Source organism: Enterobacter cloacae complex sp.6700776 (assembly GCF_048284255.1).
GTDB classification, from domain to species: domain Bacteria; phylum Pseudomonadota; class Gammaproteobacteria; order Enterobacterales; family Enterobacteriaceae; genus Enterobacter; species Enterobacter intestinihominis.
Map to the genome: position 1 here is coordinate 1 of NZ_JBLVYK010000029.1, position 21,013 is coordinate 21,013.

Annotated in this window: 24 protein-coding genes; 10 read left to right on the top strand and 14 right to left on the bottom strand. The window is 47.0% G+C overall.

The annotated features are described in order from the left end of the window. Positions 1-262: 262 nt before the first annotated feature. Positions 263-1,666, top strand: coding sequence for an ISNCY family transposase (locus ACNQ0T_RS22180; protein ID WP_000125668.1), 1,404 nt, complete (start codon positions 263-265; stop codon positions 1,664-1,666). Between the two features lie 32 nt (positions 1,667-1,698). Here the strand turns inward: ACNQ0T_RS22180 and arsH are convergent, their stop codons facing one another. Beyond that, positions 1,699-2,403, bottom strand: a complete 705-nt coding sequence (gene arsH, locus ACNQ0T_RS22185; RefSeq protein WP_256633779.1) for an arsenical resistance protein ArsH — start codon at positions 2,401-2,403, stop codon at positions 1,699-1,701. Between the two features lie 86 nt (positions 2,404-2,489). Here arsH and ACNQ0T_RS22190 point away from each other — a divergent pair, with 86 nt between their 5' ends. Genes ACNQ0T_RS22190 through arsC form a run of 3 tightly spaced genes read left to right on the top strand, consistent with a single transcriptional unit; the run spans position 2,490 to position 4,583 of the window. Beyond that, on the top strand, positions 2,490-2,810 hold the full coding sequence (locus tag ACNQ0T_RS22190; RefSeq protein WP_000941305.1) for a transcriptional regulator: 321 nt from the start codon (positions 2,490-2,492) through the stop codon (positions 2,808-2,810). A gap of 45 nt (positions 2,811-2,855) precedes the next feature. After that, on the top strand, positions 2,856-4,145 hold the full coding sequence (locus ACNQ0T_RS22195) for an arsenic transporter (protein ID WP_000922628.1): 1,290 nt from the start codon (positions 2,856-2,858) through the stop codon (positions 4,143-4,145). Positions 4,146-4,157: 12 nt separating this feature from the next. After that, positions 4,158-4,583, top strand: a complete 426-nt coding sequence (gene arsC, locus ACNQ0T_RS22200) for a glutaredoxin-dependent arsenate reductase (RefSeq protein WP_000065802.1) — start codon at positions 4,158-4,160, stop codon at positions 4,581-4,583. 59 nt (positions 4,584-4,642) lie between these two features. Here the strand turns inward: arsC and ACNQ0T_RS22205 are convergent, their stop codons facing one another. The 8 genes from ACNQ0T_RS22205 to ACNQ0T_RS22240 all read right to left on the bottom strand — a co-directional run bounded on the left by ACNQ0T_RS22205 (position 4,643) and on the right by ACNQ0T_RS22240 (position 11,166). Further along, positions 4,643-5,470, bottom strand: a complete 828-nt coding sequence (locus tag ACNQ0T_RS22205) for a universal stress protein (RefSeq protein ID WP_001066652.1) — start codon at positions 5,468-5,470, stop codon at positions 4,643-4,645. Between the two features lie 18 nt (positions 5,471-5,488). Continuing rightward, positions 5,489-6,967 carry a SulP family inorganic anion transporter gene (locus tag ACNQ0T_RS22210; protein ID WP_000927306.1) on the bottom strand — a complete coding sequence of 493 codons (1,479 nt, stop codon included), beginning with the start codon at positions 6,965-6,967 and terminating at the stop codon, positions 5,489-5,491. Between the two features lie 491 nt (positions 6,968-7,458). After that, positions 7,459-7,734, bottom strand: a complete 276-nt coding sequence (locus tag ACNQ0T_RS22215) for a hypothetical protein (protein ID WP_000864986.1) — start codon at positions 7,732-7,734, stop codon at positions 7,459-7,461. 140 nt (positions 7,735-7,874) lie between these two features. Further along, the gene (locus tag ACNQ0T_RS22220; protein ID WP_001371914.1) at positions 7,875-8,072 is read right to left on the bottom strand and encodes a hypothetical protein; all 198 of its coding nucleotides are present in this window, start codon (positions 8,070-8,072) and stop codon (positions 7,875-7,877) included. 986 nt (positions 8,073-9,058) lie between these two features. Then, a complete protein-coding gene (locus ACNQ0T_RS22225) occupies positions 9,059-9,316 on the bottom strand; it encodes a hypothetical protein (RefSeq protein ID WP_000637193.1) in 258 nt (85 codons plus the stop codon). A gap of 73 nt (positions 9,317-9,389) precedes the next feature. Then, positions 9,390-9,704: a hypothetical protein gene (locus ACNQ0T_RS22230; protein ID WP_001005009.1), complete on the bottom strand. Its 315-nt coding sequence runs from the start codon at positions 9,702-9,704 to the stop codon at positions 9,390-9,392. A gap of 47 nt (positions 9,705-9,751) precedes the next feature. Beyond that, positions 9,752-10,648 (bottom strand): hypothetical protein, encoded by an 897-nt coding sequence (locus ACNQ0T_RS22235; RefSeq protein ID WP_000975181.1) that lies wholly within the window; start codon positions 10,646-10,648, stop codon positions 9,752-9,754. Positions 10,649-10,650: 2 nt separating this feature from the next. Continuing rightward, a complete protein-coding gene (locus tag ACNQ0T_RS22240) occupies positions 10,651-11,166 on the bottom strand; it encodes a thermonuclease family protein (protein ID WP_000464825.1) in 516 nt (171 codons plus the stop codon). Positions 11,167-11,380: 214 nt separating this feature from the next. Here ACNQ0T_RS22240 and ACNQ0T_RS22245 point away from each other — a divergent pair, with 214 nt between their 5' ends. From ACNQ0T_RS22245 to ACNQ0T_RS22260, 4 genes are read left to right on the top strand one after another with little or no spacing between them, the layout of a single operon-like run. Continuing rightward, a complete protein-coding gene (locus ACNQ0T_RS22245) occupies positions 11,381-12,808 on the top strand; it encodes a DNA cytosine methyltransferase (protein ID WP_000833380.1) in 1,428 nt (475 codons plus the stop codon). A gap of 60 nt (positions 12,809-12,868) precedes the next feature. After that, positions 12,869-13,036 carry a hypothetical protein gene (locus tag ACNQ0T_RS22250; protein ID WP_000220758.1) on the top strand — a complete coding sequence of 56 codons (168 nt, stop codon included), beginning with the start codon at positions 12,869-12,871 and terminating at the stop codon, positions 13,034-13,036. A gap of 22 nt (positions 13,037-13,058) precedes the next feature. Next, entirely contained in the window at positions 13,059-14,378 is a 1,320-nt protein-coding gene (locus tag ACNQ0T_RS22255; RefSeq protein ID WP_000078513.1) for a DUF1173 family protein, read from the top strand. 12 nt (positions 14,379-14,390) lie between these two features. Next, positions 14,391-14,594, top strand: a complete 204-nt coding sequence (locus tag ACNQ0T_RS22260; RefSeq protein ID WP_000121164.1) for a hypothetical protein — start codon at positions 14,391-14,393, stop codon at positions 14,592-14,594. A 63-nt stretch (positions 14,595-14,657) separates the two neighbouring features. On the opposite strand, the gene ACNQ0T_RS22265 is transcribed toward ACNQ0T_RS22260, so the two are convergent. The 3 genes from ACNQ0T_RS22265 to rcnR form a co-directional block, all read right to left on the bottom strand. After that, positions 14,658-15,863, bottom strand: coding sequence for a hypothetical protein (locus ACNQ0T_RS22265; protein WP_001371952.1), 1,206 nt, complete (start codon positions 15,861-15,863; stop codon positions 14,658-14,660). After that, a complete protein-coding gene (locus ACNQ0T_RS22270) occupies positions 15,860-16,678 on the bottom strand; it encodes a DUF4942 domain-containing protein (RefSeq protein WP_000193207.1) in 819 nt (272 codons plus the stop codon). Before ACNQ0T_RS22270 ends, ACNQ0T_RS22265 begins: the two co-directional genes overlap by 4 nt. A gap of 465 nt (positions 16,679-17,143) precedes the next feature. After that, the gene (gene rcnR / locus ACNQ0T_RS22275; RefSeq protein WP_000019951.1) at positions 17,144-17,416 is read right to left on the bottom strand and encodes a Ni(II)/Co(II)-binding transcriptional repressor RcnR; all 273 of its coding nucleotides are present in this window, start codon (positions 17,414-17,416) and stop codon (positions 17,144-17,146) included. A 122-nt stretch (positions 17,417-17,538) separates the two neighbouring features. Here rcnR and ACNQ0T_RS22280 point away from each other — a divergent pair, with 122 nt between their 5' ends. Further along, positions 17,539-18,654, top strand: coding sequence for a nickel/cobalt efflux protein RcnA (locus ACNQ0T_RS22280; RefSeq protein ID WP_001572377.1), 1,116 nt, complete (start codon positions 17,539-17,541; stop codon positions 18,652-18,654). A gap of 257 nt (positions 18,655-18,911) precedes the next feature. Here ACNQ0T_RS22280 and ACNQ0T_RS22285 read toward each other — a convergent pair whose 3' ends face one another. After that, positions 18,912-19,346, bottom strand: a complete 435-nt coding sequence (locus ACNQ0T_RS22285) for a hypothetical protein (protein ID WP_000723070.1) — start codon at positions 19,344-19,346, stop codon at positions 18,912-18,914. A 217-nt stretch (positions 19,347-19,563) separates the two neighbouring features. Beyond that, entirely contained in the window at positions 19,564-20,910 is a 1,347-nt protein-coding gene (gene pcoS, locus ACNQ0T_RS22290) for a copper resistance membrane spanning protein PcoS (RefSeq protein ID WP_004248839.1), read from the bottom strand. 38 nt (positions 20,911-20,948) lie between these two features. On the opposite strand from pcoS, the gene ACNQ0T_RS22295 reads away from it, so the two are divergent. Beyond that, on the top strand, positions 20,949-21,013 hold a 65-nt coding region (locus ACNQ0T_RS22295; protein WP_223226701.1), incomplete at its 3' end, for a hypothetical protein.

A 21,013-nucleotide genomic window follows, 5' to 3' on the forward strand; every position in this document is an offset into this window, starting at 1 on the left:
AATGACGAAAGCAGGTATGCCTGAAAGCGTGCGTATTGCCTGAAAACACAACCCGCTACGGGGGAGACTTACCCGAAATCTGATTTATTCAACAAAGCCAAGTCTATCAGTAAAGAGAATGAGAGATCAAAGTGGTCATTTTAATTGAGCTGGATAACGGACATTTCAATTGAGCCTTGACATAAGTTGTAGTAGCAAAGTTGTAATGTCCGATAATGGCTAAGTTAAGATGTCCGGCGTGTATAATCAAGTAAGGATTACCATGACGGCTCTCGCAGCGGAGTTTTTCACATTGGATGAAGTTAACCGACTCAAAATCATTCAGGATGTCATCGACCGGCGTCTGACAACACAAATGGCAGCTCAGCGGCTTGGTATCTCCGACCGTCAGTGCCGTCGTCTGCTTGCGCGTTATCGTGAAGATGGTCCGATTGGCATGACCAGCCGCCGTCGTGGTAAATCCAGTAACAACCAGTTGCCTCAAGGACTGGCCGCATACGCGCTGAACATTATTCGCGAACGCTATAACGATTTCGGTCCGACGCTGGCCTGTGAAAAACTGTCTGAGGTGCACGGTGTTCATCTTTCCAAAGAAACCGTCCGTAAGCTGATGACTCAGGCCAGTCTGTGGGTCCCACGTAAGCAACGTGCGCCAAAAATTCAGCAACCTCGTTACCGCCGTGCCTGTGCCGGTGAACTCATACAAATCGACGGCTGCGACCACCACTGGTTTGAAAATCGGGGACCTAAGTGTACGGCACTGGTTTACGTTGATGACGCAACCAGTCGTTTAATGCAGCTTCTTTTCGTGAAATCTGAGTCTACTTTCACCTATTTTGAAGCGACCCGGGGCTATATTGAAAAACATGGCAAACCGCTTGCGCTGTACAGCGACAAAGCCAGCGTATTCAGGATCAACAATAAAAATGCAACCGGCGGCGACGGCGATACCCAGTTTGGCCGTGCGATGCATGAACTGAACATTCAGACCATTTGTGCAGAAACCAGTGCTGCCAAAGGCCGCGTTGAACGGGCGCACCTGACGCTTCAGGACCGACTGGTCAAGGAGCTCAGGCTCCAGGGCATCAGTTCCATGGAAGCTGCGAACGCATTTGCCGAAGAGTTCATGAACGATTACAACCGTCGTTTCGCAAAAGCGCCTCGCCAGGCGTTTGATGTTCATCGGGAACTGGATGTCGATGACGATCTTGATATGGTATTTAACTGGCGTGAAGCTCGTAAAGTGTCGAAATCACTCACAGTGCAATACGACAAAGTCCTTTATCTGATTGAAGACAGCGAATTCAGTCGTCGGGCGATTGGTAAATACATCGATGTCTGGCATTACCCGGATGGACATAAAGAGCTCCGGCTTAATGGCGTATCACTTCCCTACTCCACCTATGACAAGCTTTCTGAAATCGATCAGGGGGCCATTGTGGATAACAAACGTCTGGGGCGGGCCCTGGAAATGGCGCAGCTGGTCCAGGCCGAGCGGGATAATAACCGGTCGCAATCCGTACCATCCGGAGACGGCCCTTCTCGCAGGCGTAAAGCTCCCACGACGAAGAAATCCCAGCGTTCCCTGGATCAGGACGATATGTTCAATGCCCTGGTGAAACTTCAGTCACGCTCTGAAGAGATATTTGGGAAGAAACCGATTTAAAGCCCGGTAATCCATCCGGGCATGCCTGGCTGTCAGATTTTGTCCTGATTGACCCGTGCCGCGAGCTCCTGATGACTCTCTTTCCTTTCGCTGTAGCGGTCGGACAGGTAGGCTGTGTGCCCTTTCAGGAGTAACGTCATTTTGAACAACTCTTCGGTAACGTCGACAATCCTGTCATACCAGGGTGAGGGTTTCATGCGCCCTTCATCATCAAATTCCTGCCATGCCTTTGGCACTGACGACTGATTGGGGATGGTGAACATCCGCATCCAGCGGCCAAGTATCCGCATCTGATTGACCGTGTTAAACGACTGTGAACCACCACAAACCTGCATGACGGCCAGCGTTTTACCCTGGGAAGGACGAACAGCACCTTCACTCAGGGGTATCCAGTCAATCTGGGCCTTCATCACCGAGCTCATGGCGCCATGTCTTTCCGGAGAACTCCAGACCATTCCGTCACACCACCTGACCAGCTCGCGGAGTTCAAGCACTTTGGGGTGACTTTCGGGCGCATCATCGGGTAACGGCAGACCGGATGGGTTAAATATTTTCACCTCAGCCCCCATCTTTGCCAGCAACCGCCCGGCCTCTTCCGCTGCAAAACGACTGTAGGACCGCTCTCGTACTGAACCGTACAGGATGAGAATTCGCGGCATGGTTTCGTTGTTGCCCGTAAGTTTGCTGGCAAGCGCATCATCAAAATAAGCCGGTTCGATTGCTGGTAAGTCGGTCATAAAAAATCTCCATTTCATAAGCTATGCTTTAAAAGTTATCACATATGAAATACCATATGTATTGTTATTTTTTTACGAGGTTAAGCATGCTACAGCCTGTTCAGCTTTTTAAACTGCTCGCCGACGAGACCCGTTCAACTATCGTGATGCTTCTCAGGGAGTCCGGTGAAATGTGCGTCTGTGACATCTGTGCGGCAACCGCAGAGTCTCAGCCAAAAATTTCTCGCCATATGGCCCTTTTACGTGAAGCCGAGCTGGTCATCGACCGTCGCGAAGGAAAATGGGTGCATTACCGACTGTCGCCACACATGCCAGCATGGGCTGCGGGTATTATTGATACAGCCTGGAACTGTGAACGAGAAAACATACGCAACAAGCTCAGTAGCGTGGCATCTGTCTCCTGCTGATGGCGATATATATATCCGAATAAACAAATGTGAATGGAGTTTCTGATGTTACTGGCTGGTGCTATCTTTTTATTCACGCTCGTCCTGGTTATCTGGCAACCCAGAGGGCTGGGGATTGGCTGGAGTGCCTCACTGGGCGCAATTCTGGCATTGCTGACTGGCGTCGTTCATCTGGGGGATATTCCGGTGGTCTGGCAGATAGTGTGGAATGCGACCGCCACCTTTATCGCCGTGATCATCATCAGTCTTCTGCTCGACGAATCCGGCTTCTTTGAATGGGCCGCGCTGCACGTTGCCCGTTGGGGGAATGGCCGGGGGCGGCTGCTCTTCACCTGGATCGTCCTGCTTGGTGCGATGGTTGCGGCACTGTTTGCCAACGACGGTGCGGCACTGATCCTGACACCTATCGTTATCGCGATGCTGCTGGCGCTGGGATTCAGCCGGGGAGCAACCTTAGCGTTTATCATGGCCGCAGGGTTTATCGCTGACACGGCAAGCCTGCCACTGATTGTCTCAAACCTGGTGAATATCGTCTCGGCGGATTTCTTTAAGCTTGGTTTCTCAGAATATGCCGCCGTGATGGTCCCGGTTAACCTGGCCGCGATTGCGGCTACGCTGGTGATGCTGCATCTGTTTTTCCGTAAGGACATTCCCGCCGTTTACGACGTTTCTCTGTTGAAAGAACCGAAAGACGCTATACGTGATGTGAATACCTTTAAAACCGGCTGGCTGGTTCTGGTGTTGCTTCTGGTGGGATTCTTCGGACTGGAGCCGCTGGGCGTACCGGTCAGTTTGGTCGCAGCCGCTGGTGCATTGCTTCTGTTTGCTGTTGCGAAAAAAGGGCATGCCATTAACACCGGTAAGGTGCTGCGTGGTGCGCCCTGGCAAATCGTTATCTTCTCGCTGGGGATGTACCTGGTGGTCTACGGCTTACGAAATGCCGGTCTGACCCACTATCTCTCTTCCTTGCTGAATCAGCTGGCAGAGCAGGGATTGTGGGCGGCAACGCTGGGTACGGGCTTCCTGACGGCCTTCCTGTCATCAGTGATGAACAATATGCCGACCGTGCTGGTCGGGGCGCTGTCGATTGATGGCAGCACAGCGACCGGTGTTATCAAAGAAGCGATGATTTACGCCAACGTCATCGGCAGCGACCTGGGGCCAAAAATTACCCCTATCGGCAGTCTGGCAACGTTACTGTGGCTGCACGTTCTGTCGCAGAAAAATATCAAAATTACCTGGGGATATTACTTCCGGGTGGGCATTGTCATGACAATCCCCGTGCTGTTTGTCACGCTTGCAGCACTGGCGCTTCGTCTGTCTTTCACTTTGTAATGAGATACTGATATGAGCAACATTACCATTTATCACAACCCGGCCTGCGGCACGTCACGCAATACCCTTGAAATGATCCGCAACAGCGGTACAGAGCCGACCGTTATTCATTATCTTGAAACCCCACCATCACGAGCTGAGCTGGTAAAACTCATTGCGGATATGGGGATCACGGTACGAGCGCTGCTGCGTAAGAATGTCGAACCTTTTGAAGCGTTAGGGCTGGCGGAAGACCGCTTTACTGACGAGCAGTTAATCGATTTTATGTTGCAGCACCCTGTTCTGATCAATCGCCCTATCGTGGTAACGCCGCTGGGTACCCGGCTATGCCGCCCTTCTGAAGTCGTGCTGGATATTCTTCCCGATGCGCAGAAAAGCGCGTTCACGAAAGAGGACGGTGAGAAGGTAGTTGATGAAAAAGGTAACCGGCTGAACTAAACGTGTTCTTGTGACGAAGGGCGAGAGAACTCGCCCTTTTTTATTTAAGATAATCAGTGCTAACGGAGGATAAGAAGCGGTTGTTGCGTCTTTTGCAGCATTTCGGAGGTATGACTACCGATAAAGAACTGCCGCAACCTGGAATGACCGTAGGCCCCCATCACTATCAGATCGACAGCATTTTCCTCGGCGTAACGAATAAGCGCGTCCCCGACTGATTGCCCGGTAAGATGTGTTGTGCTGTTTTCTATATCCGCGTCACGTAAAATTTGCTGTGCGGTCAGCAGCTCTTCCTTCTTACCGTTTACCATGACAAGGTGGCACTCCAGCCCCCTGAGTAAGGGACTCATCGTCAGACGTTCCAGGTTACTCCTGCTTTCTTCACTGCCATCATAAGCCAGCATGACTCTGGAAGGCACTGAGTAGTTCTCCGGAACAACCAGTAGGGGTTTCTTTTGCAGACGAATAACGCTTTCCAGATGAGAGCCTACCGGATGCTGGCTACCCCGACGCCCCAGCACCATGAGACGAAGGTCGCTCAGCTCTGCCAGAACTTCATCCGGTGTACCGTGTTTTTGCATCAAAAGCACATCCGGGCTTCCCTGTTTTTGAAGCAGTTCAGCACAACTTTCCAGTATTGCTTTCCCCTGGGCCATCAGCAGGCGATTACGTTGCCCTTCAATTTCTACCAGCTCATCGGTCAGCAATTGCTGACTGTCTATGCCGAGAGTGCCGGTCAGGTCTGACACTACCGGGGTGCTGTCTTTTTCGATAACGTGCAACAGTGCTAGCTGTGATTGCAAAGTGCGGGCTGCCCACGCCGCATATTCACACACTGACCGCGTTGAAAGTGAACCGTCCACACAGGCTGTAACAGTATTATTCATAGTTTTCCCTCCAGTCTGTTAATGACCGCCCATCAGTTTTTCGACTTCTTCAGGTTTATCGTGAACACCAAACCGGTCAACGATGGTGCGGGTGGCTTCATTCATCCCACGTATTTCAACCCCGGCGCCCTCTCTACGGAACTTAATGACCACCTTATCCAGGGCGCTGACGGACGTGATGTCCCAGAAATGGGCATGTGAAACGTCTATCACCACATTCTCAATCGCTTCACGGAAATCAAAGTGGCTCGTAAAGCGGTCTGCTGATGCAAAGAATACCTGGCCGGTGACGGTATACGTCCGGCTCGTCCCCTCCAGAACTGAGGTTACACGCATGAACCGGGATACTTTAGTGGCAAAATTGAGCGAAGCAATCAGTACACCGGTCAGCACACCGAAGGCCAGATTATGTGTTGCCACCACAACCGCGACGGTGGCAAGCATGACCACGCTGGTTGAAAGGGGGTGTGTCCGCAGGTTGGCAATGGAGCGCCAGGAGAATGTCCCGATGGAAACCATAATCATCACCGCGACCAGCGCTGCCATCGGAATTTGGGAGACCCAGTTGCGCAGGAACACAATCAGGCAAAGCAGCACCACGCCCGCCGTGAGGGTTGAAAGTCGTCCGCGTCCACCGGATTTTACGTTGATAACAGATTGCCCAATCATCGCGCAGCCTGCCATTCCTCCGATAAAGGATGTGCAGATGTTCGCGATGCCCTGAGCTTTGCACTCCCTGTTTTTGTCGCTTGGCGTGTCGGTCATGTCATCCACGATAGTGGCGGTCATCATCGACTCAAGCAGGCCAACCACCGCAAGCCCCGCAGAATATGGCAGGATGATGAGCAGCGTCTGAAGATTTAAAGGCACGTCCGGGAGCAGGAAGACCGGCAGACTGTCGGGAAGTTTCCCCATATCCCCGACGGTTCGCACATCCAGATGCAGCCACATGGCAATCCCAGTCAGCACCACGATGCACACAAGCGGTGAAGGAATGGTTTTGTTGATATAAGGGAAGAGATAGATGATCCCCAGCCCTGCCGCAGTCATGGCATAAACATGCCATGTCACATTGGTCAGCTCAGGCAACTGGGCCATAAAAATCAGTATTGCCAGTGCATTAACAAACCCCGTGACCACTGAGCGTGAAACAAAACGCATCAGCCCGCCAAGCTTCAGATATCCGGCTATCAGCTGGAATACCCCGGTCAGTATGGAGGCAGCCAGTAAATACTGTAAGCCATGATCTTTCACCAGCGTCACCATCAGGAGAGCCATTGCACCGGTGGAGGACGAAATCATCGCCGGACGTCCGCCAAAGAAGGCCATAACGAGAGGAATACAGAACGCCGAGTAGAGGCCCACCTGGGGATCAACACCGGCGATAATGGAAAAGGCGATCGCTTCTGGAATGAGTGCGAGCGCGACAACAATACCGGCCAGAACGTCACCACGGACGTTACCCAGCCAGTCCTTACGCGTCGAGGACAGCAACATAGTAATTTCTCAGTTTTTAGATACAGTCAGCCCTGGAGGGCTACATTTTTACGTACGGTAAAGCACATCCGCAGACGGGATGTTATTGAGTGCGTGCTGAGGCTTGCTCAGTACGACAGAGGAAGGAAAAACTCAGGGTGGCGTAATACGCATAGCGGTTGTCAGATTCTCCATAGCGGATGTGTATATATTGTCGGCTCTGTTGTCAGGAAGAACTTACAGAACACGTCGCGTTTGAACATGAAACACTTCAAAGCAGCCCAATACTACAAATAAAGCGAATACGGGGTCAACCCAACAAGGTACTCAAACGAAGAGGTTAAGATGCGATTTTTATCCAGGAATTCAATATTATCAAAGGACATTTGAACTTTGCCCCACCCCGGACATCTCTACTTAGCTTTGACATAAGTTATTGATTCATATGTGGTTATTTTTTAACATTTACGTTTCACGTACTGATAGATTGCCTTTGAAGCCAACGCTGACCGTCATTCATCTTGATCAGGAATTTGGGCATCTTCTAAAAACACCTTTGTACGGTAATCATCTTTCCAGCCTAACCAAACTGAATCTTCACCACCGGAAGAAACAACTTTACGGTTTCCTGTGAGATTATCAGCCTGTTCTAAGCATATTGACTGCATATCAATGAGCAAATCAGCTTCTGCGACTTCCGTGCCGCCGATCGTTTCATAGCCGGAAATCAGAACAATTGCCTCAGGGTCTCTTTCGTTCAGCATGGCGATCAACTCTTTCACTTTCATTTTAAGATACCAGTAGTTTATTTGTGTGCATTGCTGATGGATTTTATAGTGCTGCCGACCTTTTTCAAGGTGCTTCCGTTGCTTCCAACGATCATGCTAACGACCTTGTTGTCTGACCTGGTATTGCCGTGGTCATCCTTTTAGAGAAATGCTCCAAAGATCAACATGGCGGCATAGGTTTTCCAGCTTGACCAATCAATCGTGGAACCAAGCAACAGATAGAATGCCAGGGCTACCAGCCCCAGCTTTACTACTAGCGCGATTATTATGGTGAAGATAGACTCATCGCGTTCGCCTTTAAGTATTTTATACCGCGTAATTAAACTGTCGTTTTTCATGTAGCATCCGTTATAGTTATTAAAGTCCTGCATTAGAAGTTGTTATTTGCCGAAGTTACCTTGTATGAGTTAACTGTGGATCCAAAAATACAAAATATAAGCTGTGCCAATTGAAAGGATTAGAAAAGCACAGTTACTAATAAAATCTACTAATGCTTGTAGCTTCTTTATTCTCACAATTGCTGGACCGTGTTCAGTAGAGGTACTACTCAGCCCTTTTGTTCTGGCACTCTCTGCTTTTCTGAAAAAATTGTAATGCAATCCTGACCGCAAGCAAAACCATGCCAAACCAGTCGTTATTACGATATTTATGTAGAAAGCATATTGAATCATTTGTTCAGTTTCGAAGCTTTCCATTGAAAACCCTTTGTTGAAATGTTGAATAAAATTATTTTTAGTAAATGTAAGCAATAAATAGAACGAATATTAATAGTGAAAGATGCAATGCCAACATCTGCTTATGATGCCTTATGAGGATTTCTTCCTTCGCATTCATTAAATCGTACATCTCATCAATATTTTTATTGCTGGTATATTCGAGACGTTCATCACGAAGTAATTTGAACTTTACCAATACGACAAGTGATTTAATAATAAAGCTCGTAAGCATAACAGTTATAGACAAAAATAAAAAATAGGCCAAATTCATATATCACTCCATGGAGATTAATAGAAAAATTTATAATAAGTAATCTCATAGAGCATTACTTGAATCTTCTTCCCATACTAAGGACTCACCGAGAAACTTAGTTAAAGATGATTTGGCATACTGTGGTTCGGAAAAAAAACGTGGGAACCAGCCGTCAAAGCTTTGGGTACCATTGTGACGATTTTCAGGCGAGACTGATAAGCGGTACCCGTCTTCGTAAGGTGAAATGCTAAATGTGTATCCATCATCTGTCTTTGAGATCAGCGTTTTGCATGTCATATGACTGTTTGCTCACAAAGTTACTTTTCTAAGATATCGAAAAGTGTGGATTAGATCATCATTCAGATAGTCTTTTCATCACAAACTTTCCTGCCCACATTATCACAATTATAAAGGTAATAAAACCGATCTGCTCCCAACGTAAATTGGTTTGCTGTTCGGAATCATCCAAATGAATTGCATAAATGTAACATCCGAAGGTAAGCGTGAGTGGAACAACAAGCATCCCTACCTTTTTAGTAATATTTCCAATAAACCACCAATAAAGAACCCAGGAAATAATAGAAGAATAAAAAATTGCTTCTGAAACTATCATATGTAACCTCTTGAATTAGTCGATGCTGTGGGTAAATAAACCCGGACCGTCAAATGATGCAATTGCAAAATATTTAGTAACCATGAATCCTTCGGTTATCTATTTCAGCCATGTATGCAGTAGGCTTTTTTAAGAGATAGATTGGTGAAACGACATTCGTTTTGACTTTATAAGCCAGAATGAAAACACCTGCGGAGCTTGCCATAAGTACCGCAAGAAGAATAGATACCGTTAACTCCTTTGGTGTTTGTATCACCGAAAGAAGAAACAATGCGCTTATGGCTGCAAAAATCCAGCAATATAATGATGCATCCATAAAACCAGCTACAACACTCGATCCAAAAAAAAACCAAAATAAACTTATTAAGATTACTGAGTTTTCATTCATGTCTGTTCCTTGTTATTACTAATTATATTATGCTTTATAGTTGACCGTCAGACTACCCACGGGTTTTGACGAACAAAGTCACGCACTCCATTTATACATGCTTTTGAGATGACTTCAAAATAAGGATGGTTTGATGGAATCATATTCCCGGTATTATCAAGAAGCATAATAGTCCCTAAAGACCGAACCAGTTGATATTCATTGAGCTTACGCTTTAGCAAAGTTTGCAATCTATAAATTGTCTCACCGGAACTGTTACCTTCGATACCTACAACAGAGACCGTACAGTTCACTTCCTGATTATCAGATTGATAATCGAACCAGTAATTTTCGTTGCAATTTCCTTTTTGCGCATGCTCAATTTTGCCAGGCCATTTTACCCATAAAGAAGAGTTGTTTTTAGATCGTAAGATCTGCTTCAGCGTTTCCAATGGATTTTTTTCATCAACCTCAGACCAGGCCGAAATAAATTCTTTCTGCATTGCCTTAGGGTCTATAACGGCAATGAAATCAAATTCCTCTTTATTGATAGAGTTGGCTCGATCTTTGAGATAAAACAGACCGAGTTTATATCCCTTTTCACTTTTCCAGTTTGCTCCCACAGGCTGATAGTCTGTATTTATAAACGGTTTGAAAGTGTGAGTGTCGGGAGAAAAAATTACTGAGGGTGCCAGCACCCGGCCTCGGTATCGTATTGGATTTACAAATATTTTTTCCCCGTCACATAACATTTCAATAATTGCTTTTGTCACAACTACTGAAATAGAAGGTCTACATGTATTTTGATTTATTTCCCCGAGGTGCGCCAAACTTCCATCCTCACTCTTCAACACCTTTGTAAGGCAAGTCGGGCAATACTGTTGATCTCTATAATAAACAGGCATGGTTAGACGACCGGAATCGTTTAGTACCAACTGAAGTAACGGATGAGGCTCTTTCATCATGGTTATTTCTTCCCTTTCACCTTTCTGGGCTTTTCGTTTGCCTGTCTCCACTGCCATGGTGGGACAGGGTTGGTGTCTGCCCATAACCCTTTTGCCTCCTTTTGTGCTGCGGATTCATATTTGATATAGCCAGGGACAATGGCGTTATCTTCGAACCGATAAACCCACGCATATCCACTGTCCACCATAGAGGCATTGATATCATATCCATCTAACCAGATGGTACCTAACATACGGCCATAGATATCCGTACCATGGTCTATCACGGTAACGATTTTAGTTGCTATAGCTGTGGTTAAGGCCTGTTTTGCTTTTTGGCCAAAAGCCTGTTTAGATTCAGGAGCGTCTATACCATACATCCGTATTTTGATGGTTGTGTTTTGAGCATCCAACGCAGTTATGGTGTCACCGTCAACAATCTTAACCACCTTTGCCTCAAAAGTTGTTGAGTTCCCCCAGGACGCCACTGGGAATACAACAATCATGATGGGCAAAAGTAACTTTGTAAAAAAAAACATCATTTCACCTGAATTTGTTGAGTACAGACATGTATCCACAAGCCTATTTACAGGCAGTATTTTAACAAGTCATTATTTCATGGGCGGGCTTAAAACCAATCTTTTTGCAACTTAAAGGCAGAATAATCACAATAAATTTAGAACCTGAACCAAAAAATAATCCAAATTAAGCGTGTTAATCTATCTCAAAGATATTATTCCTGAGAGAGTTTGGATGAAACGTTACACTCATGATCTTGAGACAGACCTGAATGATGTGGATAAAACACCATCTCTGATCCACAAAACTTTGTTAACAGCTTCGACTATTTATGACCTGAAATATCTGGCTCAGGTATTAAATGATGAAAATGGCAGTAATTGGTCCCGTGCATCCCTTAAACGTCAGGTTACATGCATACCTGAGCATTGTGATCTGAGTATCGCAGATGGACGCTATCTACAGACTTTAATACCTTCACGACCTGCTGATTATGAGGACAGGCACTTTAGCTTTATCGATCTGTTTGCAGGGATAGGTGGACTGCGAAGCGGATTTGATGCCATCGGTGGTAAATGTCTTTTCACGAGCGAATGGAATACTTATTCCAGCCGTACTTACCGGGCGAACTGGTATTGCGATGAGAACGAGCACCGCTTCAATTCAGACATCCGTGACATCACTCTTAGCAACCGGCCCGAGGTTACTGATGACGAGGCATACAAATTTATCGATGCCTCTATCCCGGATCATGATGTTCTTCTTGCGGGATTTCCATGCCAGCCATTCAGCATCGCCGGTGTCAGTAAAAAGAACTCTATGGGTCGCAAACACGGTTTCGAGTGCGACACTCAGGGTACGCTCTTCTTTGATGTGGCCAGGATCATCCGGGCAAAACAACCTGCAATTTTTGTTCTGGAAAACGTAAAAAATCTGAAGAGTCACGATAAGGGTAATACCTTTAACATCATCATGAAAACGCTCGATGAGCTTGGCTACGACGTCGCAAACAGCGAAAGCACGGGCGCGGATGATCCTAAAGTCATCGATGGCCGTCATTTCCGACCCCAGCACCGTGAACGTATCGTCCTTATTGGTTTTCGCCGCGACCTACGTCTGAAAGACGGTTTTACTCTGAGAGATATTAAAGACTTTTATCCGGACAAGCGCCCTTCTCTCTCAGATTTACTGGATCCGAGCGTAGATAGTAAATACATCCTCTCCCCTAAACTCTGGGAGTACTTATACAACTATGCAAAGAAACATGCGGCAAAAGGCAATGGTTTTGGTTTTGGACTAGTAGATCCTTCCAATGTTAATAGTGTCACCAGAACCCTCTCAAGCCGCTATATGAAAGACGGATCTGAAATTCTTATTGATCGGGGCTGGTCTCATGAGCTGGGAGAAACTGATTTCCATAACACATACAACATGGACCGTCGGCCACGCATGCTAACGCCACGTGAATGCAGCAGGCTAATGGGCTTCGATAAACCCGGGGAAAGTGTTTTCCGTATCCCTGTGTCCAATACACAGGCTTACAGACAGTTTGGGAACTCCGTGGTCGTTGATGTCTTTGCGGCCGTCGCCAAACTGCTGAAGTCTCGAATTGAATTTGCAGCCTCCCAGCGCTTGCGGCAGTTTTACGACGAAGTCAGCTGACCTGAGCTCCTTCATCAATTTAAATGCTTAAGATTGTTGTAATAATGTCAGAGGTCAACCATGACGTATTTCGAATCAGCTGAAGGTGAGACGGTATCTAAAGAACGAGCATTACAAGAACTGTCCAGGCATTGCGTTCCCGAAACAGATTTCGAAGAATTCTTTAGCGACATGGGCGTAAAGGAACAGTATGACGCTCAGGAAGTGTTGCTTTGGTTGGGATATTAAACTTCCTGTTTAGGAGACTACTATGAGCCAAAAATTCGCAGTGATGATTGCTTACGACGACGATCCAAACGTCAAAAGGTACTCACCTGACTTTCAAACGCAGGATGAGTTTGCTAAAGGGTGGCAGTCGGCTCTTAAAAAGGCACACCACACCTCAGGTCAAAAATCAGTCATCACCTGCGGATGTCGTGGAAAAGGAGAAAAGCGACTTTATGTTCGTGCTTTACCGAACGGTGATGCCTTTATTCTCGTCAAAGCCGCTAACACGGGCATTGAGCATGATCCTTCCTGTGTATTCTTCTCCCTTGATGCCCGGCATACCGGCCTGAAAGGATATGCGAGTGGTGTGGTCCGGATTACAACCGAAGGTGATATGGCTGTAAGGCTCGGTATCGGTATGACAGAGAAAGATCCTCCTGAAAAATCAGAAGTGCCTCCCCTGCCCCATGTTCAGCGACCAGAAGGAGGTCAGGCCTCAATGACCCTCCTGGGCTTGCTTAGTCTTTTGTGGACAGAGTCTGGTCTGAATGTCTGGTACCCGAAAATGGCAGGGAAACGTAACGATTCACTGGTACGGTATCGTCTGCTTGAAACCGCTAAACAAATTCGTACCGGCAGAGCCTGCATAGGTGACCATTTATTCATTGGTGTACCTGACCCGAAACAACCTGTCGCTCAGTCGCAAATTCAGCGTCTTTCATCACAGGCGATGAGTGATAAACGTCTCATGCTCCTGTCAGTTTTACCTCGCTACGATGCTGAAAAGCATGAGAAGCCACTTAAATTTTTACCCCTGCGGAATTTTGGGGGGCTACCGCTGATTTTTTTCAATTCAGAAGGCCATTGGGATAGCGTAAAGAAACGATTTTCATCGGAGTACGCAGCATGGAAATCCGGGGCGAAAATAGTTGTCTTTGCGTTGACGTCACCAGCTGCGGTAACCGGCAGAGGCCCTTCTGTAAGAGCTCATCAAATTGTGCTGATGCACGTTAGCGAGAACTGGATACCTCTGGACTCCTCCTATGAGGCGGTTGTTGCAGAAAAGCTGGATGCAGAGCACCGGCAGTACGTTAAGCCCATGCGTTATGATGCGAGTATTAGTGAGGTGTTCCCTGACTTCTACCTGCTCGACACAAAAAGCGATAAGCCGTTCCCGATGGAAGTATTTGGTATGGCCACTCCTGCTTATCTGGCCCGAAAGCAACTCAAAAAAGATTATTACAACCGTGAATATGGGCCTTATGGATGGTGGCACTGGGATGCGACCACAGCATCTGAAACTATGGTGCTGCCTCATTTTCCAGAATCACGTAAACCTCTTTCAACTGGCACACCTGCTTAAAATGGAGAAAAAATGTCATACATGCTTTCACTAAGCGAACAGACAAAACTGAACGCTTTCCTGTCAGGGATCCTTGATGATTACAAGACTGGGGTTATCACTCAGATACAAGCTGTTGGTAAAATCGGTAACGTGTTTTCTGCACTGGAAAGTGGAGACTCAAAAAAGGTAGTGCATTTGTTGACTGAAGGACGAAAACTCCTGCGGACGGGCTGAATGTCCGCAGAAGGTCTACTGTGCCAGGGGATGCAGAGAAGTCTATCAACCTGGCTTCATTTATCATGATGTTTTTCTACTACGCGGCTGTTTTGACTTTCCAGTACCTCCCCCTGCCATTGCACCAGTCAATGTATCAATGGTGCCTTTCAGGGATTCTGAGATTGTTTTCTCTGCCTCCAGGGTAGCTTCCAGCTTCATTACTTTGGACTGGAGCGTTTTTAATTCACTGCTTTGTTCAGCCACTTCCGCTTCATAGCCCTGGCTGACCAAAGTTACTTTTTTCAGGTCGGCGCTCAGCGACTCGTTTAGTTTATGGAGTTCAGTAAGCTCGGCATTCACCGCCACCAGGTCACCCTCCTTCCCGGACAGTGCACTTTTCAGCTCAGCACAGAGGTTCTGTGCAGCAATCAATTCCTGTTCAAACCTGTCCCTCTCTGCCTTTGTATCTGACACAGTCTGACTTAACTGGTCGCATTGTCTGGAAAGACCGGCATTATCAGAACGCTGAGTGTTGATCTCTTCGTTCAGCTTTTTTTGATATTCAAGGTGACCAGCGATCTCTGTTTTACGTTCAGCCAGTTGCTGGGAGAGTGAGTCATTTGACTGCTGTGCGAGGCTTAATTCATGCCGTGTGCTATCTAACTGGTGATGGCAGGTTTCGAGTTCTGCTTCGGCAACATTCAGCCTTGTTTCTAACTCCTTGACGGTACTGTCCCGGATCTCTAATCGACCCTGTAGCGCCTGATTCTCAAGTTTCAGCTCATCCATATCGGTAGCGCTTTGCTCAAGCCGCTGTAAAAGCTGCGTTACCTCCTCCTCCAGCTGCATGCTACGTGCTTCAGCTTTTTTAACACTATCACTCTGTATTGCGGTATAGCTTCTACGGTAGTGCCAGGTGATGTACGAGATAATATCGCCGAGTGCAACCTTCACCTCATCGGGTATATCCAGGTAACGGGCCTCTTCAGGAACCTCTTTAACATACTTCTGGTACTCAGCGAACATCTCCTGTGACCTTGCAAACGAGCCGCCAACAGCGTTTCTGAGCCAGTGAACTTTGAAGCTCAGATCGATATTTTCCGGGTTAATTTTTTTCTCTTCGCACAGACGTTCGATTGCATTGAAGTAATCGATCATCGCAATAGATGAGTACCTTGAACGACCCATTTCCTTTGATTTTTCTGTGGATTCGCTGCGGATGTCATTCTGCACCTCTGGCGAGGTAGCATCGTTCAGGCTTTTTTCTTTATCGTTTTCGATCATCATTTTTTTCCTGCGGCCGGAAGCTGGTTTGCAAAATATATGCTGATAAGATCGTTCAGAGCATTCAGAAGCGAGATACTGTCGATACAAATATGAACGTTTCCATTCTCAAACAGGCGACACCGCCAGCCATTCTCATCGCAGACCTCGCCTGTGAAATCTGTATTTCTCATGGCCGTCAGCCTGTCGACCATACTCAGCCCACCGCCGGTTGCAGGTGTTGGAGTATCAGAACAGATGCATACAATATTCTCAAAGTCGCGTAAACAAAAGTGATTGTCCTGCGAGAAACCGTTGTACCTCAGTACGTTCACACCAGGAAAAATCCCCCGAAGAACAAGCTTTTTCGGCATTGTATATTGCCGTGCATTGCTTTTAAAACTTCGGTCAAGCTTGTTGAGAACATCAACGAAACCTTCTGCAAGCGTGTCTCGTCTGTTAGCCAGTGCATGCTGTAATGTTCCCTTAACAATCTCCAGGGAAGCGACGGGCGGATCCGTACGTAGGGATTCGTTAAAGGCTTCTTTTTGCTTATGGTTCCAGTACCGGTCCATACCTATTTCTTCAAAGAGCCTTTTCCACGTTTTACGGTCAATTTCCTTACGCCCCTCCTCGATGGTGCGATCCAGTGACGACGGAAGACCAAATGCGTTGGGCTGCATAATTCTGCTGGTGAAGAGAGAGAGACCGCACAGTTCCGACGCTTCCGAGATTAACCGCATCCCTTCTTCGAATTTCTGCATGGCCATATCCCGGGCGCTGATGAGCTGCCCTGTCCGGCTCGCCGGTACTGGCTCAGAACCCTGGTTTTGAGTCATTTTACACTCCATTTTGGTATGTCAGAACATTTTGATTTGAGCAAAGGTAGGTGTACACAGACATTAAAGTTGTCTCCTTTAACATGAAAAAGACTTTAAAGTTGTCTACTTCTTCAGATAGACCTACTTAACAGGATACTAAGTAGGTCATCTCCTTTCTCGCGTAGCATCTCTCGACGTTCACAGCAGAGGACACGTTTCAAAATGTCATCCAAAATTTTTTTCCATTATCTGACGTTGGGTGATTTTGATGGTCAGCGAGTAGAGGCTTTAACAATGTGGGTTGCCCTGAGCAAAGTAAGGGAAGTAGATGTACCAGAAATGTACGCGTTGCCTTGCATGAAGGGGGGCATCTTAAAGCTCATTGATTAAACAAACTCACTATGCCGCTACAAACAGCCCAAAACCGTCACTTGATAACGTGTTATTTAGATAAATTAATGCTCAGGGCTTTTAGCCAAACTGTCACTTGATGTAAGAATCCAGAACCTTCAGCACAACGTCCAGGTCTTCTTCTCGTTTCTGTTCTTCACTTTCATGAACAATATGTTCAGTCAAATGTCCTTTAATCACTTCACGCAATAAACCATTCACGGCACCACGTATGGCGGCTATTTGTTGCAGTACAGCGGCACATTCGTGAGGTTCATCAAGCATTTTTTTCAGCGCAGCAACCTGCCCCTGGATCTTGCTTGTACGTGCTTTCAGTTTTTGTTTATCGCGGATGGTATGTGACATGTGGGCTCTCACTCTCCTGGATATTTTATGTAACTATACCAGCGTTATTCTACTGGGGGGTAGTATATTTTACTGGGGGGGAGTAGAATCCGGCCTACACTTAATAACCAAGAATGATTCTCATGAACGAATTTACGACACTTCTTCAGCAAGGCAACGCATGGTTTTTCATCCCCAGCGCCATTCTGCTTGGCGCGCTTCATGGACTGGAGCCCGGGCACTCCAAAACAATGATGGCAGCATTCATCATTGCTATAAAAGGCACCGTACGTCAGGCCGTGATGCTGGGTGTCGCGGCAACATTGTCGCACACTGCAGTCGTATGGCTGATTGCTTTTGGAGGGATGTATATCAGTAATAAATTTACCGCAGAATCAGCCGAACCCTGGCTACAGATGGTCTCTTCAGTGATCATCCTTGGTACGGCTTTTTGGATGTTCTGGCGAACCTGGAGCGGTGAGAAAAACTGGCTGGAGGGAATGCAGGAGAATGAACATCATCACCATGACGAAACAAGGTTGATCGATACTGGCCATGGAAAAGTTGAACTGTCCATTTTTGAAGAAGGACAACTTCCCCACTGGCGGCTACGCACTCTTAGTGGCCAAAGATGGGCTTCTGAAGATATCTCATTAACCACACTTCGGGAAAACAGTACGATCTCTCAGACTTTTGAATTTGTTGATCATGGTGATTATCTGGAGTCAACATCTCCCATCCCTGAGCCTCACAGTTTCAACGTACGTCTGTCTCTGGGACATCGTGGTCATGTCCATGACTATGATGTGGCGTTCGCTGAACACGACCATGACCATGACCACTCTGAGCTTGATGGGCTGGATGTGAATTCGAAAGAGTATCAGGACGCTCACGAACTGGCTCATGCCAATGACATAAAACGCCGCTTCGACGGGAAAGAAGTAACCAACGGGCAAATCCTGATATTTGGACTGACAGGAGGGCTTATCCCTTGCCCGGCAGCTATAACTGTATTGTTGATCTGCCTTCAGCTTAAAGCGCTTACGCTGGGTGCCACACTGGTTGTTTGTTTCAGTATCGGCCTGGCATTGACCCTCGTAACGGTTGGAGTGGGTGCGGCGATCAGCGTTCGTCAGGTCGCCAAACGCTGGAGTGGCTTCAATACCATCGCCAGAAGAGCCCCCTATATTTCAAGCGCCCTGATTGCTGCTGTTGGGATTTACATGGGTATACATGGCTGGAATGGGCTGGTGCATTAACACCGGTACTGATGACACACACTCTGGGTACTTACAAAGTACATCCTAAGCGCCACCGTTGAGGTTATGAGCAGAAAAACCCGGAATATAAAGCTGCTCTTTCCGGGACTTGTTGCTGAGGCAGGGATTAAGTAACTGATTAAATCCATTCCCATAAGACTCAATGATAAATGAAAGAATAAAAAAAACGCTCCCGGACGGGAGCGTAAGCCAGTGACTTCGGCGTCAAATGAGGGTCTAACAAGTGGAGCTGCGGGTTAATTCTGGGTGATCTGGCTGCGATGCTTTTCAGCCTGCTGCTGATGAATAACGGAAGACTGACCATTATTCGCCTTCTCGTGCACAACAGCGGCTTTTTCATGCTCGTTCATTTCTGAAAATGACGTTGCTGATTCGTTGGTGGCCCCTGGTTTGCCTTTCATCATTTTTTTATGCATCTCCGCCATGTCCTGGTGGGCAGAAGCGTTGCCGTTTTGCATCATTTCATGGGACATTGCAGCCTGATCGTGTCCGCTCATATCCATCATTGTCATACTGTCTCCCTGAACAGCGCTTTTTTCAGAGGTTGACTGCATCTGATGGGCGGGTGCCTGGGCATTATTTACCTGGTCATGCATGTTCATTGTCTCTGCAGCCATGGCGGATGAAGCGACAGCCATAATGGCAACAAATGATACAAGGATCTTTTTCATGGTTGGGTCTCCGGTGTTTTCATACCCAAACAATCAACGGCTTATAACAGAGAAAGCATTTGATCTCAGGGCGGGTTATTCATCACTCCAGGAACCAGGCGATTGCGTTATCACTCTGCTCCTGATTTATGTATGATTATAAAAAACCGCCTCTGTTTATCGCGTGACTGAATGATGACAATTTTGTCACCTTCCAGGTTTCTCCTGAAGAACGGGATTAATCCATTAACAGGCGCACACTGAACACAATTTCCCGCCCCTGCTGTTCTGCTGACAGCTCGCCGCCATGAGCATGAATGATCGACCTTGTAATTGATAATCCCAGCCCCGCGCCTTCCGTGTTGTGGACCCTTGATGAATCAGCTCGATAGAACCGATCAAACAAACGTTCCAGATTAGCGGGAACCTGGCCGGACATCGTATTCGTAATCATCACGTTCACACAGTCACTGTCACGCTCAAGGTGTATCGCTGTACAGGTGTTATCGGGAGAATACTTGATTGCATTGGAAAGCAGGTTACTGAAAGCACGTCGCAGCATATCGCTGTCTCCGGCAACAACGCCCTCTCCTTCAACGGTGATTGTCTTTCCTGTTTCGTCTGCCAGAGGCTCGAACAGCTCACGTAATTCATTCAGTTCGGCGGCCAGATCCACATCATGTTTATCCAGCTGCAGCAGACCATGCTCTGAACGTGCCAGAAAAAGCATATCACTGGTCATTCGTGACAACCTTTTCAGTTCTTCCAGGTAAGCGAATAAGATTTCGCGGTAATGCGAAACATCCCTTTCCTTAGCCAGTGCAAACTGCGTCTGCATCATCAGATTACTGACCGCTGTGCGCAGCTCATGCGCGATGTCAGACGAGAAATCTGACAGTTTCCGGAATGACCCCTCCAGGCGATCGAACATGTTATTGAACTCCTGCATGGTCTCAGAAATTTCCGGCGGAGCCAAATCGGGATTAAGACGCTGATCCAGGCTGTGTACGGTCATGGAGGAAGCCAGACTGGTCATTTCCCGTAGCGGTTTCAGACCAATACGTGTGGTCAGCCAGCCCAGAAAAACAGAAATAAAGACCAGACCGATATTGAACCAGAACAGCCAGGTACTGAGCTTATCCATAAACAGGGTGTGATACCCAGTATCCGTGGCAACCGTAATGATGACATGTTTGCTTTTACCCTGTTCCGGCGTCACGGCAACCCGCCGCGAGATACTGCGGTACACGGTGTTATTTTCTTCCGTCTGGATCATATAGTCGAGAATATCACCCGACTTATTAAGCAGGACCGCTGGAACAACAGAATTTTTGGCATAGAGTTCAACAATTTTTTCATTTTCCATGTTTTTTATAGAAATGAATAAACCATTGTGCCCTACCATCGCATCGTTTATTTTTTCTGATAATGACTTAATATCCGTTTTGTTCCGGAACGTCTCTGTTTTAAGAAACTCTTCGGTGAGCTGAAGTTTACCTGTCAGAAAATCGCGGTCCTGATTATCGAAATAGCCATTAAGGGTGCTAATCAGGATAAAACTTGATAACCACCATACCGTAAGCATCACCGCGGCTTTGTTGAATAAATCGAACTTTTGCTGAGTTGAAGGATCAGATCACGCATCTTCCCGACAACGCAGACCGTTCCGTGGCAAAGCAAAAGTTCAA

What these genes read in the sequence shown, in the direction of transcription:
- ACNQ0T_RS22230 (WP_001005009.1), bottom strand. Translation starts at nt 9,704, where the DNA reads ATGAATGAAAACTCAGTAATCTTAATAAGTTTATTTTGGTTTTTTTTT.
- ACNQ0T_RS22235 (WP_000975181.1), bottom strand. Translation starts at nt 10,648, where the DNA reads ATGATGAAAGAGCCTCATCCGTTACTTCAGTTGGTACTAAACGATTCC.
- ACNQ0T_RS22260 (WP_000121164.1), top strand. Translation starts at nt 14,391, where the DNA reads ATGTCATACATGCTTTCACTAAGCGAACAGACAAAACTGAACGCTTTC.
- ACNQ0T_RS22220 (WP_001371914.1), bottom strand. Translation starts at nt 8,072, where the DNA reads ATGAAAAACGACAGTTTAATTACGCGGTATAAAATACTTAAAGGCGAA.
- ACNQ0T_RS22265 (WP_001371952.1), bottom strand. Translation starts at nt 15,863, where the DNA reads ATGATGATCGAAAACGATAAAGAAAAAAGCCTGAACGATGCTACCTCG.
- ACNQ0T_RS22255 (WP_000078513.1), top strand. Translation starts at nt 13,059, where the DNA reads ATGAGCCAAAAATTCGCAGTGATGATTGCTTACGACGACGATCCAAAC.
- pcoS (WP_004248839.1), bottom strand. Translation starts at nt 20,910, where the DNA reads ATGCTTACGGTATGGTGGTTATCAAGTTTTATCCTGATTAGCACCCTT.
- ACNQ0T_RS22250 (WP_000220758.1), top strand. Translation starts at nt 12,869, where the DNA reads ATGACGTATTTCGAATCAGCTGAAGGTGAGACGGTATCTAAAGAACGA.
- ACNQ0T_RS22280 (WP_001572377.1), top strand. Translation starts at nt 17,539, where the DNA reads ATGAACGAATTTACGACACTTCTTCAGCAAGGCAACGCATGGTTTTTC.
- ACNQ0T_RS22205 (WP_001066652.1), bottom strand. Translation starts at nt 5,470, where the DNA reads ATGAATAATACTGTTACAGCCTGTGTGGACGGTTCACTTTCAACGCGG.
- arsH (WP_256633779.1), bottom strand. Translation starts at nt 2,403, where the DNA reads ATGACCGACTTACCAGCAATCGAACCGGCTTATTTTGATGATGCGCTT.
- ACNQ0T_RS22215 (WP_000864986.1), bottom strand. Translation starts at nt 7,734, where the DNA reads ATGAAAGTGAAAGAGTTGATCGCCATGCTGAACGAAAGAGACCCTGAG.
- ACNQ0T_RS22210 (WP_000927306.1), bottom strand. Translation starts at nt 6,967, where the DNA reads ATGTTGCTGTCCTCGACGCGTAAGGACTGGCTGGGTAACGTCCGTGGT.
- ACNQ0T_RS22190 (WP_000941305.1), top strand. Translation starts at nt 2,490, where the DNA reads ATGCTACAGCCTGTTCAGCTTTTTAAACTGCTCGCCGACGAGACCCGT.
- ACNQ0T_RS22180 (WP_000125668.1), top strand. Translation starts at nt 263, where the DNA reads ATGACGGCTCTCGCAGCGGAGTTTTTCACATTGGATGAAGTTAACCGA.
- ACNQ0T_RS22245 (WP_000833380.1), top strand. Translation starts at nt 11,381, where the DNA reads ATGAAACGTTACACTCATGATCTTGAGACAGACCTGAATGATGTGGAT.
- ACNQ0T_RS22225 (WP_000637193.1), bottom strand. Translation starts at nt 9,316, where the DNA reads ATGATAGTTTCAGAAGCAATTTTTTATTCTTCTATTATTTCCTGGGTT.
- ACNQ0T_RS22195 (WP_000922628.1), top strand. Translation starts at nt 2,856, where the DNA reads ATGTTACTGGCTGGTGCTATCTTTTTATTCACGCTCGTCCTGGTTATC.
- ACNQ0T_RS22240 (WP_000464825.1), bottom strand. Translation starts at nt 11,166, where the DNA reads ATGTTTTTTTTTACAAAGTTACTTTTGCCCATCATGATTGTTGTATTC.
- ACNQ0T_RS22270 (WP_000193207.1), bottom strand. Translation starts at nt 16,678, where the DNA reads ATGACTCAAAACCAGGGTTCTGAGCCAGTACCGGCGAGCCGGACAGGG.
- arsC (WP_000065802.1), top strand. Translation starts at nt 4,158, where the DNA reads ATGAGCAACATTACCATTTATCACAACCCGGCCTGCGGCACGTCACGC.
- rcnR (WP_000019951.1), bottom strand. Translation starts at nt 17,416, where the DNA reads ATGTCACATACCATCCGCGATAAACAAAAACTGAAAGCACGTACAAGC.
- ACNQ0T_RS22285 (WP_000723070.1), bottom strand. Translation starts at nt 19,346, where the DNA reads ATGAAAAAGATCCTTGTATCATTTGTTGCCATTATGGCTGTCGCTTCA.